Origin of the sequence: Saccharothrix sp. CCNWYY140, assembly GCF_037401995.1 — a bacterium.
In the GTDB taxonomy this organism is placed as follows: Bacteria; Actinomycetota; Actinomycetes; order Mycobacteriales; family Pseudonocardiaceae; genus Actinosynnema.
On sequence record NZ_JBBEGC010000063.1, the window covers coordinates 13,165 to 30,586 of the forward strand.

Annotated in this window: 15 protein-coding genes; 4 read left to right on the plus strand and 11 right to left on the minus strand. The window is 72.1% G+C overall.

The window, feature by feature from the left end:
* Window positions 1-65: 65 nt before the first annotated feature.
* From WBN91_RS24820 to WBN91_RS24840, 5 genes are all read right to left on the minus strand, one after another.
* Window positions 66-1,430, minus strand: coding sequence for a beta-N-acetylhexosaminidase (locus tag WBN91_RS24820; protein ID WP_443217794.1), 1,365 nt, complete (start codon window positions 1,428-1,430; stop codon window positions 66-68).
* Entirely contained in the window at window positions 1,430-2,263 is an 834-nt protein-coding gene (locus WBN91_RS24825; RefSeq protein ID WP_337724940.1) for a carbohydrate ABC transporter permease, read from the minus strand. Before WBN91_RS24825 ends, WBN91_RS24820 begins: the two co-directional genes overlap by 1 nt.
* Complete coding sequence (locus WBN91_RS24830) at window positions 2,260-3,219, minus strand: carbohydrate ABC transporter permease (protein WP_443217793.1); 960 nt, start codon at window positions 3,217-3,219, stop codon at window positions 2,260-2,262. Before WBN91_RS24830 ends, WBN91_RS24825 begins: the two co-directional genes overlap by 4 nt.
* Window positions 3,216-4,505 carry an extracellular solute-binding protein gene (locus WBN91_RS24835; RefSeq protein WP_337724939.1) on the minus strand — a complete coding sequence of 430 codons (1,290 nt, stop codon included), beginning with the start codon at window positions 4,503-4,505 and terminating at the stop codon, window positions 3,216-3,218. Before WBN91_RS24835 ends, WBN91_RS24830 begins: the two co-directional genes overlap by 4 nt.
* Before the next feature lie 80 nt (window positions 4,506-4,585).
* Complete coding sequence (locus WBN91_RS24840; protein ID WP_337724938.1) at window positions 4,586-5,239, minus strand: copper homeostasis protein CutC; 654 nt, start codon at window positions 5,237-5,239, stop codon at window positions 4,586-4,588.
* Window positions 5,240-5,684: 445 nt separating this feature from the next.
* On the opposite strand from WBN91_RS24840, the gene WBN91_RS24845 reads away from it, so the two are divergent.
* Window positions 5,685-6,506 (plus strand): phosphodiesterase, encoded by an 822-nt coding sequence (locus WBN91_RS24845; protein WP_337724937.1) that lies wholly within the window; start codon window positions 5,685-5,687, stop codon window positions 6,504-6,506.
* Here WBN91_RS24845 and WBN91_RS24850 read toward each other — a convergent pair.
* Window positions 6,496-6,918 carry a carboxypeptidase regulatory-like domain-containing protein gene (locus WBN91_RS24850; protein WP_443217795.1) on the minus strand — a complete coding sequence of 141 codons (423 nt, stop codon included), beginning with the start codon at window positions 6,916-6,918 and terminating at the stop codon, window positions 6,496-6,498. The genes WBN91_RS24845 and WBN91_RS24850 overlap by 11 nt on opposite strands.
* Window positions 6,919-6,977: 59 nt before the next feature.
* The gene (locus WBN91_RS24855; RefSeq protein WP_337724973.1) at window positions 6,978-7,583 is read right to left on the minus strand and encodes an RNA polymerase sigma factor; all 606 of its coding nucleotides are present in this window, start codon (window positions 7,581-7,583) and stop codon (window positions 6,978-6,980) included.
* A gap of 346 nt (window positions 7,584-7,929) precedes the next feature.
* Here WBN91_RS24855 and WBN91_RS24860 point away from each other — a divergent pair, with 346 nt between their 5' ends.
* A complete protein-coding gene (locus WBN91_RS24860) occupies window positions 7,930-9,144 on the plus strand; it encodes a low temperature requirement protein A (RefSeq protein ID WP_337724935.1) in 1,215 nt (404 codons plus the stop codon).
* A gap of 932 nt (window positions 9,145-10,076) precedes the next feature.
* Here the strand turns inward: WBN91_RS24860 and groL are convergent.
* The 4 genes from groL to WBN91_RS24880 form a co-directional block, all read right to left on the minus strand.
* A complete protein-coding gene (gene groL / locus WBN91_RS24865) occupies window positions 10,077-11,699 on the minus strand; it encodes a chaperonin GroEL (protein ID WP_309111760.1) in 1,623 nt (540 codons plus the stop codon).
* Between the two features lie 335 nt (window positions 11,700-12,034).
* Window positions 12,035-13,276, minus strand: coding sequence for a serine/threonine-protein kinase (locus WBN91_RS24870; protein ID WP_337724934.1), 1,242 nt, complete (start codon window positions 13,274-13,276; stop codon window positions 12,035-12,037).
* 123 nt (window positions 13,277-13,399) lie between these two features.
* Window positions 13,400-13,606 (minus strand): cold-shock protein, encoded by a 207-nt coding sequence (locus WBN91_RS24875; RefSeq protein WP_121223452.1) that lies wholly within the window; start codon window positions 13,604-13,606, stop codon window positions 13,400-13,402.
* Window positions 13,607-13,685: 79 nt separating this feature from the next.
* Entirely contained in the window at window positions 13,686-14,330 is a 645-nt protein-coding gene (locus tag WBN91_RS24880) for an AIM24 family protein (RefSeq protein WP_337724933.1), read from the minus strand.
* 74 nt (window positions 14,331-14,404) lie between these two features.
* Between WBN91_RS24880 and moeA the strand changes: the two genes are divergently transcribed.
* Complete coding sequence (moeA, locus tag WBN91_RS24885) at window positions 14,405-15,610, plus strand: molybdopterin molybdotransferase MoeA (RefSeq protein ID WP_337724932.1); 1,206 nt, start codon at window positions 14,405-14,407, stop codon at window positions 15,608-15,610.
* 133 nt (window positions 15,611-15,743) lie between these two features.
* Window positions 15,744-17,327: a M48 family metalloprotease gene (locus WBN91_RS24890; RefSeq protein ID WP_337724931.1), complete on the plus strand. Its 1,584-nt coding sequence runs from the start codon at window positions 15,744-15,746 to the stop codon at window positions 17,325-17,327.
* The last annotated feature ends 95 nt before the right edge of the window (window positions 17,328-17,422 follow it).

Here is a 17,422-nt window from a genome sequence, read left to right on the forward strand (position 1 = left end):
GGTCGCCGACCGACCGGAGGGAACAGCCGGGTGACGACGGGGGTCACCGCCCGGCCAAGGGGGAACTAGCGGGGGTGGCCGGGCACACCGGGGAGAACCTGCCACGGACGGGGACCGGACAGGGGCCGGTACTCGACACCGAGGGCGTCCAGGCGCGGCAGGTGGTGCTCGGCCAAGCGGTCGCGGAACTCGTCGGGGTCGCGGGACCCACCGGGGCTCCACACGACCTCGGCGAACGCGCACAGGCGGGGGAAGGCGGCGTAGTCCAGCCGCCTCGGGGAATCGAGGTGCTCGGTCCACAGGTTCGCCTGCGCGCCGAGCACCTCGTCCGCCGCCGCCGGTTCGTAGGCGTAGACGTCCTCCCAGGTCAGGACGGTGCCGACGGGGATGGGTTCGTCCTCGCGGTCGGACTGCCGGTAGTCCAGGTACACGTGCTCCTCGGGGCACATGACGACGTCGTGCCCCCGCGCCAGGGCGGTCCGGCCGGGGTCCTCCCCGCGCCACGACGCGATGACGGTCTTCGTCGGCAGCGGTCCGACGCCGAGCACCTCGTCCCAGCCGTACGGCCGCCGGCCGCGCTGCGCCAGGTGCTGGGCGATCCGGCGGACGAACCGCCCGTCGCCGCCCTCGGCCTCGTCGCCGCCGAGCCCGACCACCTCGTTGGGGAAGACGTCCAGCAGCTCGTCGAACACCTGCCGGTAGAAGTCCACAGTGGACTCGTCGGCCTTGAGGACGTTGGGGTTCACGCCCCAGTCCGTCCACACGCCGCCACCGCCACTGTCACCACCGCCGACACCGAGTTCCGGGTAGGCCGCGATGGCCGCCTGGCTGTGGCCCGGGACGTCGATCTCGGGGACGACCGTGATGAGCCGCTGTGCCGCGTAGGCGACGAGTTCGCGCAGGTCGTCCTGGGTGTAGTAGCCGCCGTGGGGACGGCCGGTCTGCCCGCCGTACCGGCGGTCGCCGTAGCGGGACGACGGGCGCCAGCCGCCGACCTCGTGCAGGCGCGGGAACTTCCTCGACTCGAACCGCCAGCCCTGGTCGTCGGTCAGGTGCAGGTGCAGGACGTTGAGCTTGTGCACGGCCAGCAGGTCCACGTACCGGAGCAGGTCCGGTTTGGGCAGGAAGTGGCGGGCCACGTCGAGCATCACGCCGCGCCACGCGAAGCGCGGACGGTCCTCGACCACGCACACCGGCAGCGTCGGAGGTCCGCCGATGGGCGCGGCGCGGAAGGCGTCCGGGCCGCTGAGCTGGCGCAGCGTCTGGCGGGCGTGGAACTCGCCCGCCGCGTCGGCCGCCTCGATCGTGACACGGCTGTCCACGGTCAGGCGGTAGGAACCGGGCGGACCGTCGTACGGCCGCACGTCGACCGTGCCGTCGAAGACGATCGAGCCCTCGCCCCGCGTGAACGACACCGGCTTGGGGATGATCACGATTTCACCGCTCCCGCGAGTCCCGCGACGAGTCGTCGCTGCACCACCACGAAGAAGACCAGCACCGGGATGGTCATCAGCGTGGACCCGGCCATGATCGCACCCCAGTCGTTCTGGTCCGGCTTGACGAACACCTGGAGCGCCAGCGGCAGCGTCTGGTTCTCCGCCGCCGAGATGATGAACGTCTTGGCGAACAGGAAGTCGTTCCACGCGTGGATGAACGACAGCACGCTCGTCGCCACCAGACCCGGCGCGACCAGCGGGAACAGCACCTGCCAGAGGAAGCGCAGGCGCGAGGCGCCGTCGAGGGTCGCCGCCTCCTCCAACTCCACCGGCACGGCCGCGACGAACCCGCGCAGCATCCAGATCGCGAACGGCAGGCTGAACGCCAGGTGCACCAGCACCAGCGAGCCCAGGTGGTTCAGGCCGAACGCCGGCGCCACGTCCCGCACCGACTGCATGACGAAGAACAGCGGGATGGTCAGCGCCTCGACCGGCACCATCTGCACGACCAGCAGCATCACCAGCAGGGTCGTGCGGCTGCGGAACCGGAACCGGGTCAGCGCGGTCGCGGCCAGGAATGAGATCAGCAGGCTCAGCAGCACCACGGCCAGCGCCACGACCAGGCTGTTCACCAAGTACCGCCCGAAGCTCTGCACGGTCAGCGCGCGCACGAAGCTGTCGAGCGTCGGCGTGAGCGTCCACGGCCGGGGGTCCGCGGAGATGACCTCGTGCTCCGGCTTGAGCGCGGTGAGCACCATCCAGTACAGCGGGAACGCCACCACGCCCGCGATGAGGACCGTGACGCCCTCGACGACCCCGCGCTTCACAGCTCCTCCCCCGACCGGCGCAGCGCCCGCAGGTACCCGAGCGTGACCAGCAGCAGCAACACGGTCATCACCACGCCGATGGTCGCGCCCAGCCCGTACTCGGAGGCGGCGAACGCCTGCTGGTAGGCGTAGACGTTGAGCACCAGGTTGCGGCCGGCGATGCCGCCGCCGTTGGTCATGATGTAGATCTGGGTGAACACCTTGAAGTCCCAGATGATCGACTGGATCGTCACGACGACCAGCAGCGGGCGCAGCAGCGGCAGGATCACCGAGCGGGCCGTGCGGAAGGTCGACGCGCCGTCCAGGGCCGCCGCTTCCAACACCTCGCCCGGGATCGACTTGATGCCCGCGTACAGGGTCACCATGACGAACGGGAACGAGCACCAGATCACCTCGGCCGCGACCAGGCCGAACGCGGTCCAGCGGTCGTAGGTCCAGGAGAACCCGGTGGTGCCGAGCAGTTCGTTGACGAAGCCGAAGTTGGCGTCGAACAGGAACAGCCAGATCGTCGAGCCGGCCACGGTCGGGGTCGCCCACGCGCCCAGCGCCGCCAGGAACAACGTCATCCGGGCCCAGGTGCGCACGCGGGTGGCCAGCACGGCGAGCGCCGCACCGACCAGCAACGTCCCCACAACGCACACGGCTGCGAACCCGACCGTCTGGGCGAGGACGGTCCAGAACGTGGTGTCGGAGAGCAGGCGCGCGTAGTTGTCCAGGCCGAGGAAGACCAGCGGCGCACCGCCGCTGACCTGCTCCTGGCCGTAGTCGAACAGCGAGATGAGCACGAGCTGGTAGATCGGGTAGCCCATGAGGCCGACCAGCACCAGCAGCGCGGGCGCGAGGTAGGCGAAGGCGATCGGGCCGTCGCCCCGCTTCCGCCACCGCGGCCCGCGCGGCGCTTCGGGACGGGCCTGCGCCCGGGTCGCGGGGCGCGGGTCGAGGTGGACGTCGGTCATGAAGCGAACGCCGTGTTCATCGCGTCGGCCGCCTTCTTCGCCGCGACGTCGAGGTCGTTGCCCGCGGCGGCCACCTCCTGGATGAGGGTGGGCAGCACGGCCTGGGCGTCGACCTTGGCCCATTTCGGGGTGACCGGGACGAACTTGGTGCCCGCGTTCAGGGTCTTGATGAACGGCTCGACGGCGGGCTGCGACTCGGCGACGGCCTTCTGCACGTCGGCGAAGGTCGGCATGTTGCCCATCGCGTCGAACATCTTGCGCTGGTAGGTCTTGCCGCCGAGCAGCTGGACGAACTCCTTGGCCAGCGTCTTGCGCTCGCTGCCCTTCAGGACGCCGAGCAGGTTGCCGCCGGCGAACGCGGGCGCGATCGACCCGGCCGTCTTGCCCGGCAGCGGCACGACCGCGTACTTGCCGGCGGCGCTGGAGGCGTCCACGGACTTGCGGTTGAAGTCGCCGCCGATGACCATCGCGGCCTTGCCCGCGCGGAACGCCTCGACACTGGCGTCACCGCCGTTGCCGGCGCACTGGGCGGGCGGGCAGATGTCGTCGGCGATCAGCTCGGTGTACTGGCGCAGGCCCGCCTTGGACTCGGGGCTGTCGATGGTGGAGACGTACTTGTCGCCGTCCTTGCGCGCGATGTCGCCGCCGTTGGCCCACACGAACGGCATGGCGCCGTAGGTGTACTTGCCGCCGGCGGAGATGCCGAGCAGGTCGGGCTTGGCCTCGCGGATCCGCCGCGCGGTCGGGGCGATCTCGTCGAGGGTGGCCGGGGGCTTGAGGCCGAGTTCGGTGAACACGTCCGTGCGGTAGTAGAGGGCGCGGACGCCGACGTACCAGGGCAGGCCGTAGACCTTGCCGTCGACTTCGCCGGTGTCCAGGACGGCGGGCAGGAGGTCCTTGGCGTCGGCCCAGCCGGACAGGTCCAACTCGGCGAACCCGCCGCCGGACACGTAGCCCGCGAGGTCGGTGTTGCCGAACTCGGCGACGTCCGGTGCGCTCTTGGGGTCGCTGAAGGCGGCCTTGAAGCGCTCGGCGCGGGTCTGGACCTGGATGTACTGGACGTCGACGGTGACACCTTGGTGGGCGTTCTGGAACTCGGCCACCGCCTCCTTGACCACGGCCTCCTTCGGCCCGCGGTTGACCTCGTCGAACAGCCAGACGCGCAGCTGCCCGGTCTGCTGGTCCGCACCGGTCGCGGCCGGCCCGGACTGGACCGGCGCGCACCCCGTCATGGCGAGCACTGCGGCGGCGACACCGGCCGCCGCAGCCTTGATGGCAACTCGCATCTCGACCCCTTGTTGCGTCACGTGCAACGGCTATTTCGTGTGAAGCAACGGGGATGCTAGTGTCCGGATCGGCGACCGGTCTAGACCAGATTCACCCAGGTCCGGACGGCCTCGGCGGACAGCGGCGAACCCCACCCGCCGGGCCTCACCGCGCTCCCGACGTGGAACGCCGTGACCCCGAGGGTCTTGAGCGGTGCGACGTGCTCCTGCTTGAGCCCGCCCCCGACCAGGAGTCGCAGGTGCCGTTGACGCTGGGCGAGGTCGCCGAGGACGTTCATCCCCTCCGCCACCCCCTTCGGCGAGCCCGCGGCGAGAACGGTGTCGCACCCCAGCGCGGCCACCAGGTCCCAGGACTGCACGGGGTCGAGCGAGTTGTCGAGGGCGCGGTGGAAGGTCCAGGCACACCCGTCGATCTCGGCGAGCACGGCCCGGCAAGCGGCTTCGTCGATCCGCCCGTGGGCGTCGAGGAACCCGAGCACGAACTCCTCCGCACCCGCCTCTCGCGCTTCGGCGGCAGCCCGACGGAGCCCGTCGAGATCACCGGGCGCAAACCCGGCGGCGTCGCGCAGCATGACCCGGACCGGGAGGTCGGTGGCGGCGAGCACGCTCTTGACCAGGGAGGGAGGCGGGGTGAGGCCGTCTGCGGCCATGTCGGTGACGAGTTCCAGGCGGTGCGCTCCGCCGGCTTGGGCGGCGTGGGCATCGGCGGCGTCGAGAGCAATGACTTCCAGCATGGTCTAGACCATAGTGGCGGTCGCTCCCATCCGACCCCAGCCGCTTTGTCGGTCCCCCGTGGGATGATGGTGTCGGGGGCCGGAGGCCGGCACAGCCCAAACTGACCAGCACAAACAAGCCGAATCCTGGCGACCGCCCAGCCCAGTTGCCCCCCTGCCACAGCCGCCTGCCGACACAGCCTCCGCCTGCCGACACAGCCTCCGCCTGCCGCGACCGCCTGCCAACCGCACAGCCGACCGCCCCAACCGCAGCTGTGCAGCCCACCCGCCCGCGAGCCAGGGCCGGATCAGCCACTGCCCGAACCGCAGCTGCCGCCGAGCCGGAGCCGCCATCGCATCGCGCTCACCGTCGAGCCGGAGCCGCCGGGCCTTGGGTGTGCGTGCGGCGTTTGCGCCGGGGGCGAAACCGTGTCCGGCCGGCGGCGGGCCGTTGTGCGATGGGGGCATGTTGATCGCGCACCTCAGCGACCCGCACCTGCGCACGGACGTCGTGTCGGCCGCCCCCGCGGAAGCCCTCCACCGGGCACTGGGCTCAGTGCTCGCGATCGATCCCCGGCCGGACTGCGTGGTGATCACGGGCGACCTGTCCGAGTACCGCCACGACGCCTACGCCCAACTGGCCGGGCTGCTCGACGGCTACCCGATCCAGGTCCACCTCGTGATGGGCAACCACGACGACGCCCCGGCCCTGAAGCGCGTCTTCGGCGGCACACCGTTCCTCGGCGGCACCCACGACACCCGGTACGTCGTGGACCAACCGCACTTCAGCGTGGTCGTGCTCGACTCGTGGCGGCCCGACAGCCCAGGAGGGCTGCTGGGATCCGCGCAGCTGGCCTGGTTGGACGAGGTGCTGACCCGACGCGAACGGCCGGTGGTCGTGGCGCTGCACCACCCGCCTGTGGACGTCGGCATCCCGTTCCTCGACGGCATGAAGCTGGAGGACGGTGACCGGCTCGCCGAAGTCGTGCGGAGGCATCCCCAGGTCGTGCGGGTGTTGGCCGGTCACGTGCACCGGGTGGTGAGCGCGCCGTTCGCCGGGACCCTCGTCTGCACCGCGCCCAGCACCCACCGGCAGAGCACGCTCGCCCTCCGGCCCGAACAGCCGATGGGGTACCTGCACGAGCCGCCGGCGTTCTTGTTGCACGCCGGTGTCCGTGCGGACTGGGTCACGCACGTGGTGCCGGTCGGGGCGCTGGTCGGTGGGTGGCGTGCCCCTACAGAGCAGGCCACCGCACAGCCGGCGGCCCCACAGCCGGCTACAACATGATCGTCGGGGTGACCACCGTGCGGCCGGGTTCGCCGCGGGAGTTCACCAGGTGCACCACGATCTGCGTGGTGCCGGCGGGCACGTCGGAGAGCACGAAGCGGCCACCGTCGTCGGCCTTCGTCGTGCTCGACTCGTGCTCGGCCACCCGTACCTCGACGGTGTGCTCGCCCGCGGGCACCAGCCAGCCGTCGATGCGGTGGCGTGCGCCGGTCGAGGTGAAGTTCACCATCAGGGTCAGGTTGTCGACCGTGAACGTGATGGTGCCCGGGTTACCGCCGCGGACGCCCGCGAACGAACCCGCCCGCTCCCAGCGGGCCACCTCCACGTCCAGGTTCTCCAGGGCCACCGCGAACTGGATGCGTTCGACCAGCCCCGGCGGTGGCGCGTCGAGCTCGTACACCAACCGGTTCAGCTCGGTGAGGACAGCGGTGTCCTCATGGCCTCTGCGGTCATCGCGCGGGTCGATGTCGTTCACCGCGATCCTCCTTCCGCGTCAAGATGTGCGCGCAACGTCGTCAAGCACCGGCCCCTGGTCGGACCGATGCTCCCGCGTGGCATGGACAGTGCTTCGGCGACCGCGCGGTACTCCGCCCGCCCGGCCAGCACGGTGAGTCGCAGGAGTTCCTGGCACTTCTGCGACAGGCGGCCGAAGGCCCGCCACAACCGGAGGTCCCGGTCGTCGACCAGGGCGGCGTCCTCGGGCAACCCGAAATCGCTCTCCAACTGCTCCGCCAGCTCGTCGGACAGCGCTGCTTCCCGACGGCTGGGGGTCCAGGTGCGCTGGGCCTCCCGCCGTGTCGCCACGACGAGCCACCCCGCCAGCGCGCGGGGTTCGACCAACCGGTCCAGGTGGCGCAGCAGGGCCAGCCACACCGTCTGCACCACGTCCTCCGCGGTGCTGCGGTCCAGGCCGTGCCCGCGCGCGACGTGCCACACGAGCGGCGTCAGGTCCGCGACCAGCACGTCCAGCGCCCTGCGGTCGCCGTCGCGGGCGGCGACGACGCAGGCGGCGTGCCGGTCCGTCCCGTCCAGACCTTCCCAAGGTGGCCGCTCACCAGCCGTGCGCAGCTCTCCCACGGTCGTCACCTCCTCCTCGACATCCCCCAGCCGGAGCTGATCGTTCCACGTCACGGGTGTCGGCGGTCCGCGATGCCCCCCTCGCACCGCGGACCGCCCTTCACCACGGGCGGCGTCCGGTCGGCACCCCTCGAAGCCGACCGTGCTCGCCACCCCCCTCCCCCGAGTGGTCAGTGGGACGGCCGGGTGGCCGTCCGCGGTGGTGTTGCTCGTGTTCCCCGGGGTCGAGGTTCGGTCATCAGATAAGGAGTGCGTAGTTCTACGCTGGATACACAGCCTGTCGTTAACAGTTCACGGTTAGCGAACCGATCATGCGTTCCCGCAGGTGGGTGGCACACTTCCCGGCATGTCCACACGCCGGGCCCGGGTCGTCCACGAGGGCGCCCGGGTGACACCGCTCGAACTGTTCTTCGACCTGGTGTTCGTCTACGCGATCACCCAGGTGACGCAGCTGATGGCCGCCGACCCCACGGTCCGCGGCGTGGTGCGCGGCATGCTGCTGCTCGCCCTGCTCTGGTGGTGCTGGTGCTGCTACTCGTGGCTGGGCAACCGCGTCCACGCCGACGACGACGGCGCGCGGATGGTGCTGTTCTCGGCGATGGCCGTGATGCTGGTGGCCTCGGTGACCATCCCGGAGGCGTTCGACGACCTGCCCGGCGGCCTGCCCGGACCGTTGGTGTTCGCCGGCTGCTACCTGTTCGTCCGGGTGCTGCACCTGGTCTCGTACTGGCGGTTCTCGGCCGGCGACGCGGCCCTGCGGCGGCAACTGGCGGTGACGAGCCTGCCGATGCTGTCCGGCACGGCGGTGCTGGTGACCGCGTCCTTCACGTCGGGGCTGACGCAGACGCTGCTGTGGGCGCTGGCGCTGGCCGTGGACTACGGCGGCGTGCTGCTGACCGGCGTGTCGGGGTGGCGGGTGCAGTCGGCCGTGCACTTCGCCGAGCGGTACGCGCTGATCGTGCTCATCGCGCTGGGCGAGTCGATCGTGGCGGTGGGGGTCGGCGTCGCGGACCTGCCGGTGTCGTGGCCGATCATCTACGGGATCGTGTGCGGCCTGGTCATCGCGGCGGCGCTGTGGTGGGCGTACTTCGACGTCGTCGCACCGGTCGCGGAACGGGTCCTGCACTCGGCGAGCGGCGCGCGCCGGGCGGCGCTGGCGCGTGACTCGTTCACGTACCTGCACCTGCCGATGATCGCGGGGATCATCCTACTGGCGCTGGGGCTGAAGAAGACCATGAACTACCTGGGCGGGGCGGATGGGCACACGCCTGGGGAGCACTTGCACGGGGTCGGGCCGTACGCGCTGTACGGGGGTGTGCTGCTGTACGTGCTGGGGCACATCGGGTTCCGGCTGCGGAACTTGGGGACGTTGAACAAGGTGCGGGTGGCGATGGCCGTCGCGCTGGTGGCGTTGACCCCGGTGGCGCTGCTGGTGCCGGCTTGGGCGGCTTTGGGGATCTTGACCGGGGCTTGTGTGGTGTGGATCGCGGTCGAGGTGCGGGTGTACGGCGGGGCACGGAGGGAGATCCGCGACCGCGTCCACGCGCCGGTCGAGCACTGAGGGCGGGTCACCTGATCGTGTGACATGTCGTTTTCGGCACCGATCGGCGAGTCGCGCGTCCCGTGAAGTGGAGGAATCGCGGGGGGACGGGCCGGGGTCGGGATCGCGGGGCCGGGTGGGCCGGGTGGGCCGGGGCTGCCGGGCGCTCGGCGGCTCGAAGCACCCCGGCGACGGCAGGGCGGGTGGCTGCGGCGGCCGGGACGGGATGGGGGTGCCGCGGCTCGGCGGCCGAGTTGGGGGTGTGGCTGCGGCAGCTCGGCGGTTGGGACGGGGTGTGGCTGCGGCGGCTCGGCGGCCGAGCCGGAGTGGGGCTGCGGCGGCTCGACGGCAGCCCTGGCTCCGACGGCCCCGCATCGGGCGGCGGAGCTTGGCGGCACCCTCGGCGGCCTGCACGCTGGCCGGTGGCACCTCGGCGCGGCAAGGCGGGCGGCCAAAGTGCGCCGCGAGCGCGGCGTGCCAGAGCGGCGGCGGGGCAGCCGAGCCAGCCCGGCGCGGCGGGGCAAAGCGGACAGGGCAGGGCGGCAGGGCGGCGCGGCAGGGCGGGCGGCGCGGCGGAGCGGCGGCCCAGAGCGGCGCGGCAGGGCGGGCGGCGCGGCGGGAGCGGCGGAGCGGCGGGAGCGGCGGCCCAGAGGGGCGTGGCGGGGGCGGCCAAGCCAGAGCGGTGGGGCGGCGGGCCGGAGCAGCCGGGCGCGGCGGCGGGCCAGAGCAGCGCGGCAAAGCGGGGCGGCCAGAGCGGCGGGGCAGGGCGGCGGGGCGAGCCGGAGCGGCGTGGGGCGGGGGCAGAGCCGCGGGGCGTGGGAGTGGCGGGGGTGTGCGAGGCGGGGGTGTGCGAGGCGGGGGTGTGCGAGGCGGGGGGAGGTGGCTGGGAAGGCGAAAGGCCCGGTCCGTGGGGACCGGGCCTTTCGGGGGTGCCGTGGTGCTTGGCGTTTGGCTCAGAAGTCCATGCCGCCGGCGTCCGGCACGGCCGGCGCGCCGGAGGACTTCTCCGGCTTGTCGGCCACGACGGCCTCCGTGGTCAGGAACAGCGCGGCGATGGAGGCCGCGTTCTGGAGGGCCGAGCGGGTGACCTTGGTCGGGTCCGGGACGCCGGCCGCGAGCAGGTCCTCGTAGACGCCGGTCGCGGCGTTGAGGCCGTGGCCGACGGGCAGGCCCTTGACCTTCTCCACCACGACGCCGCCCTCGAGGCCGGCGTTGATGGCGATCTGCTTCAGCGGCGCCTCGACGGCGACCTTGACGATGTTGGCGCCGGTGGCCTCGTCGCCCTCGAGCTTCAGGCCCGCGAAGGCGGCCTCGGCGGCCTGGAGCAGCGCGACGCCGCCACCGGCGACGATGCCCTCCTCGACGGCGGCCTTGGCGTTGCGCACCGCGTCCTCGATGCGGTGCTTGCGCTCCTTCAGCTCGACCTCGGTCGCCGCGCCGGCCTTGATGACCGCCACGCCGCCGGCGAGCTTCGCCAGGCGCTCCTGGAGCTTCTCGCGGTCGTAGTCGGAGTCCGACTTCTCGATCTCGGCACGGATCTGGTTGACGCGGCCCTGGATCTGCTCGGCGTCACCCGCGCCCTCGACGACCGTGGTCTCGTCCTTGGTCACGACGACCTTGCGGGCCTTGCCCAGCAGGGACAGGTCGGCGTTCTCCAGCTTGAGGCCGACGTCCTCGGTGATGACCTGGCCACCGGTCAGGATCGCGATGTCCTGGAGGATGGCCTTGCGGCGGTCGCCGAAGCCCGGGGCCTTGACGGCGACGGACTTGAACGTGCCGCGGATCTTGTTGACCACCAGGGTCGCCAGGGCCTCGCCCTCGACGTCCTCGGAGATGATCAGCAGCGGCTTGCCGGACTGCATGACCTTCTCCAGCAGCGGGAGCAGGTCCTTGACCGACGAGATCTTGGAGCCGTAGAGCAGGATGTACGGGTCCTCGAGGACCGCTTCCTGACGCTCCGGGTCGGTGACGAAGTAGCCCGAGATGTAGCCCTTGTCGAAGCGCATGCCCTCGGTGAGCTCGAGCTCGAGGCCGAGCGCGTTGCTCTCCTCGACGGTGATGACGCCTTCCTTGCCGACCTTGTCCATCGCCTCGGCGATCAGCTCGCCGATGGTCGAGTCGCCCGCGGAGATGGACGCCGTGGCGGCGATCTGCTCCTTGGTCTCGACCTCCTTGGCGGTCTTGAGCAGCTGCTCGGTCACGGCCTCGACGGCCTGCTCGATGCCGCGCTTGAGACCCAGCGGGTTGGCGCCGGCGGCCACGTTGCGCAGGCCCTCGCGGACCAGGGCCTGGGCGAGCACCGTGGCGGTCGTCGTGCCGTCACCGGCGACGTCGTCGGTCTTCTTCGCCACTTCCTTGACGAGCTCGGCCCCGATCTTCTCCCACGGGTCCTCGAGCTCGATCTCCTTGGCGATCGAGACGCCGTCGTTGGTGATGGTCGGCGCGCCCCACTTCTTCTCGAGCACGACGTTGCGGCCCTTCGGGCCCAGCGTCACCTTGACGGCGTCGGCGAGGGTGTTCATGCCACGCTCGAGACCGCGGCGGGCGTCCTCGTCGAACGCGATCATCTTGGCCATTGCGGTGTGTTCCTCCGCCTATAAACGACTTATGGGGCCACTGCGGACAGGTGCCCGCAGCGGAACACGGTGCTTGGCCAGGCTCGGTGCCCGCGACGGACGACCCACCCGGGACTACCGGGTGCGCCTCACCGTCCCAGCCTGCGTGCTGGCACTCAGGTGGTCCGAGTGCCAGCACCGTGTTTAGCACTCGACGGCGGCGAGTGCAAGAACCCCAGGTCAGCGCGCCGCGTGAATCGACGTCCGGCGACGGGGCAGGCGCGGGTGCCGCGGGACCGACGGGCAGCGCGAAACCGGCCGCCCGCCGGCGGCGGGAACAGGAGACCTGGTGCGGGTCAGCGGGACGTCTTGACCGGCACGCTGGTGGGCAGCGGCTTGGAGCTGGACTTGTCGCCGCCCACGTCGATGGACTGGCCGGAGCTGGTGGACGCCGGCGGTCGCGGCGGCTCGTCCTTGGGCGTGAGGATCAGCACGACGATGACGATGGCGATGATCGCCACCACGCCGACCACCACGGGCGCGACCCACGCGGGCCGCTCCTTCTTGGTCGAGGTGAACGCCGACGCGCCGCCCATCTGGGTCGGCGGGCGCAGCCGGACCGGGTCGGCGAGGTAACCGGGCTGGTTCGCGAAGCCCTGCTGCTGGGGGTGCTGCTGGGCCGGCATCCCGCCCGACGGCGGGCCGACCACGGGGTTCGGGGTCGAGACGGGCGCGTCGACGCGGCGGGGCGGGGAGGTCACGGTGGCCGCGCCGCCCAGCGCGGTGCGGACGGCGGCGATCAGCTCCTGGCACGACCCGAAGCGCTGGTTGGGGTCCTTGGCGGTGCCCTTGCGCAGGGCGTCGTCGATGCCCGGCGGCAGCGCGACCAGCGAGGTCAGCGCCGGGATCGCCTGGCCGAGGTGGCCCTGGATGACGTCCTGCACGCCGCCCTGGAACGGGGGTCGCCCGGTCAGGCACGCGAACACCATGCAGGCCAGGGCGTACTGGTCGGTGCGGCCGTCGAGGGGCTCGCCGCGCAGGTGCTCGGGGGCGGCGTAGGTCGGGGAGCCGAGGAAGTCGCCGGTGCGGGTGCGGTGGCCGGTGGCGCCGCGCCGGGTCAGGCCGAAGTCCGCGAGGTAGACGTGCTCGCGGGACGCTTCCTTGGTGGTGACCAGCACGTTCGCCGGTTTGACGTCGAGGTGGACGAGGCCCTTGCCGTGCAGCATGTCCAGCGCTTCGGCGACCTGGCCGAGCAGCGTGAGCGTGCGGGCGGGCGAGATGGGGCCGTCCTTGATGTGGGAGGCCAGGTCCTGGCCGTCGACCAGCCGCATCGCGATGTAGAGCAGGCCGTCGACCTCGTCGAAGTCGTACAGCGGCACGATGTTGGCGTGGTCGATCGCCGAGGTGTTGCGGGCCTCGTCGACGAACCGCTCGCGGAACTCCGCGTCGGCGGTGAGGTGCTCGCCGATGACCTTCAGCGCGACCTTGCGGCCGAGCCGGACGTCCGTGGCCTTGTAGGTCACGCTCATGCCACCGCGGCCGAGCACCCCGTCGATCCGGTAGTGGCCCAACCGTCGCCCAGACAGGTCCTCCGACACGCGAGGCAGCCTAACGTCCGGCCGAACGGGCGTGCGGGCGGTTCGGGGTAAGTCCGGTCACGGCACGGCCCGCCCGGTCACGGGGGAACGGCCCGACCCGCCGCCAGGCGGGCCGGGCGGGGTTCACGATGCCTTCCGGACGTCCGCCGCCTGGCTGCGGCCGTCCCGGCCCGCCTGGATCTCGAACTCCACGCGGTCGCCCTCGGCCAACGTGCGGAAGCCTTCCATTTGGATCGCCGAGTAGTGCACGAAGACATCGGGCCCGCCGTCGGCGGCGATGAAGCCGTACCCCTTCTCCGAGTTGAACCACTTGACCGTGCCGACAGCCAAGACGTCCTCCTTCGAGAAATACCTGAGCAAACCGCCACGCTAGAGGCACGAGGGGGTTCGCCGATACCTCCTTATGGAGTCATGCGCGCGTGCTGAATCCGTTGTCGCGCAACCAACTGACGAGTGCGCGCGGACTGTGCGTACGGGTCAGGACCAGTCCCGGACCGGCGAAGTCGAACACGAGCCCGTCTCCGGTGCGGACCGATTGCGGCAGGTCCGGGGACAGGGCGCGCAGGCGGCACTGGAGGGTGTCGGCGAAACCGACGACGTGCCCCGCGTCGAGGGTGACCAGTTCGCCCGCGGCGAGGGTGACCACGTCGAGGGTGCCGTAGCAGCTGAGCACGACCGAGCCAGTGCCGCGGAAGTGCGACAGGAAGCCGCTGTCGCCGCCGTGCAGGGCGCGCACCGGCGGCGCGGCCGGGTCGAGGGCGACGGTGACCGCGCTCGCGAGCCACGTGTTGCGGGCGACGCACCAGCCGGTGGTGCCGTCGAGTTCGAGGACGTGCAGGTCGCCGGGCAGCGGGGGCGCGACGTCCACCCAGCCGCCCTCGGGGTTCGCCGTGCACAGCGCGGCCTTGACGCCGGGCGCCTTGCCCCTGGTGTCCACGGTGACGCCGTAGCTGGTCGCGACCACCGACGACCGTTCGACGAGCACCGGCTCGGCGGGCGCGAGCACCAGCCTGGCCACCCCGAAGGTCGGTGTGTGTCGCGTGCGGACCTGCACCGGTCTTCTCCCCCCCTCGCTGCCTACCGGCGATCATGCGGCCGGTCGGAGCAGTCTCGCACGCGCGCGGCAGGATGGTGGCCGTGTCGAACCCCTTGACCCGAGTCGCCGACCACCGCGCCCGCGTGGCGGAGCTGGTCGGCGTGATGCCCGTGGTGGACCTGCCCGTCGCGGACTGCCTGGGGCTGGTGCTGGCGGCCGACCTGGTGGCCCCGATCCCGTTGCCGCCCTTCGACAACTCGGCGATGGACGGGTACGCGGTGCGCGCGGCCGACCTGGCCTCGGTTCCGGTGACACTGCCGGTGGCCGACGACATCCCGGCCGGGAAGACCTCGCTGGTGCCGCTGGAGCCCGGGACCGCGCAGCGGATCATGACCGGCGCTCCGGTGCCGCCCGGCGCGGACGCCGTGGTGCAGGTCGAGTGGACCGACGGCGGGACGTCGTCGGTGCGGGTGGACCGGTCGGTGGTCGTCGGCCAGAACGTGCGGCTGGCGGCGGACGACGTGGCCGCGGGCGCGACCGTGCTGGCCGCGGGCACGCCCTTGGGTCCGGCGCAGCTGGGCTTGGCGGCGGCGTTGGGGTTCGCGGTGCTGCCGGTGCGGCGGCGGCCCCGGGTGCTGGTGCTGTCGACCGGGTCGGAGCTGGTGTCGCCGGGGACCGAGCTGCTGCCGGGGCAGATCTACGAGTCCAACGGCGTGATGCTGGCGGCGGCCGTGCGGGAGGCGGGCGGCGAGGCGGAGCTGCTGCGGTTCGTGCCCGACGACGTGGACGCCTTCCACGCGGCGGTCGGCGCGCGGCTAGCCGAGTTCGACCTGCTGCTGACCTCGGGCGGGGTGAGCGCGGGCGCGTACGAGGTGGTCAAGGACGCGTTCACCGGGCGGGGCGTGGAGTTCACGAAGGTCGCGATGCAGCCGGGTGGGCCGCAGGGCGCGGGCCGCTACCAGGGGGTGGCGGTGGCGACGCTGCCCGGCAACCCGGTGAGCGCGCAGGTGTCGTTCGAGGTGTTCATCCGGCCCGCGCTGCGCGCGGCGCTGGGGTTCGCGCAGGTCGAGCGGCCGACGGCGAAGGCCCGGCTGAGCGCCGGCCTGACCTCGCCGGCGGGGCGCACCCAGTTCCGGCGCGGCAAGTACGACCCGGTGTCCGGGAGGGTCGTCACGCCCGTGGGCGGGCCGGGGTCGCACCTGCTGTCGGCGCTGGCGATCAGCGACTGCCTGATCGAGGTGCCCGAGGACGTGACCGCGCTGGCCGAGGGTGACGAGGTGCTGGTCCGCTTCCTCTGAGGAACCCGCTCGGCCCGCTGTGCGAAATCCGTTCGGAACCGCCGCCTGATCTGCGAAGATCTCGCCCGCAGTGCCCGCCTGGGGGTCCGCGGGGACGGTTCCTGTCGGGTTTTTCGGAAGTGGGGTGGGGGGAATGGCGCGTCCGATCCTGGCCGTGTCCCTGTTGGTCGGCTTCTTCGTGATCGTGCTCGGGTTGACGGTGGGCCTGGGCACGGTCGCCGTGGTCGCGATGACGACCGGGCACTTCGGCGTCGGCGCCATCAAGGTCGCCGTGATCGCCGGTGGCATCGCGCTGGCCGTGGCCGGCGCGGTCTACAAGGCGCTCAAGCTGCGCGCGGAGCCCGAGGGCGTGCCGCTGACCCGGGAGCAGCAGCCCGAGCTGTGGCGGGTGGTGGACGAGCTTGCGGTGATCGCCGGCACCCGTGCGCCCGACGACATCCGGCTGGTGCCCGAGGTCAACGCGGCGGTGTGGGAGAAGGCGGGCCTGCTGGGGCTCCGGCCCGGTCCGCGGTACCTGATGATCGGCCTGCCGCTGCTGGCCGGGCTGACCGTCGGCGAGCTGCGGTCGGTGCTGGCGCACGAGCTGGGCCACTACGGCGGCGGGCACACCAAGCTGTCCGCCCTGACCTACCGCGCGAAGAACGCCCTGGCGCACACCGTGGACAACCTGGGCGACACGCTGCTCGCCCGTCCGCTGGCCGCCTACGCCAGGCTGTACGCGCGGGTCGCGGCGTCGGTGAACCGGCGGCAGGAGCTGGACGCGGACGCGGCTTCGGTGGCCGCTGCCGGTCGGGCGACCGCGCAGTCGGCGTTGCGGAAGATCCTGTCGCTGGACGCGGCTTGGGACGCCTACCACGAGGACTACGTGTCGCTGGCGCCCGCGGCCGGGCGGACGCCGCAGGTGCTGGCCGGGTTCCGGTCGTTCCTGGGTGACCCGCGGCGGCGGGCGGAGCTGGGGCAGGTCGCCGACCGGTTGCTGGACGAGCAGCCCGCGTCGGTGTTCGACAGCCACCCGCCGATCCGGGAGCGGATCGCGGCGATGGAGGCGTTGCCCTCGCCGGACGTGGCGGGGGCTGCCGGTGCGGCCGGGGTTGCCGCTGGGGTTGCCGGTGGGGCCGGGTTTGCCGCTGGGGTTGTCGCTGGGGGCGGGGTTGCCGCTGGGGGCGGGGTTGCCGCTGGGGGCGGGGTTGTCGGTGGGGCTGATGAGCCGGCGTGGACGTTGGTCGCAGGGCTGGCGGAGTTGGAGCGGGGGATGATCCGGGACGACCTCGGGCCGGTCGCGGACTGGCCGGAGGTGGTTCAGCGGGCTGGGGCGGCGCACGTGGCGCATTTCGCGGGGCTGCTGGTCGAAGCGGGCAAGCAGAGCGGGTTCGCGCCGGCGGGGACGCTCGACGGGCTGCTGACCGGGTTGGAGCAGGGGCGGTTGGGGGTGCTGGCGCCGCACCTGCTGAGCGACTCGGTGCCCGTCGAGGAGCGTGACCGTGCTCTGGTCGAGGTGGTGACCCAGTTGCTGGGCGCGGTGCTGCTGGACGAGCTGGTGCGGTCCGGGCGGGCGTCGTTCCGGCTGGACTGGGGCGGACCGTGGCAGGTCGTGCTGGTGGACGGGACGACCGTGGACGCACCTGAAGTGGTTGCACCGGCCGTTCAAGATCCGACGAACGTGTCGCTGGTGCGCGAACGGGTGAGCGCGTTGTGTGACAGAGCGCTCACACGCTGACGTTGAGTACGCCATGTGACGGGGATTACACTCGACGCATGCTCGTCCGGTGGTGCGCGTGCGTTCGTCGGGGGACGCACGGGCACGCCGGACGG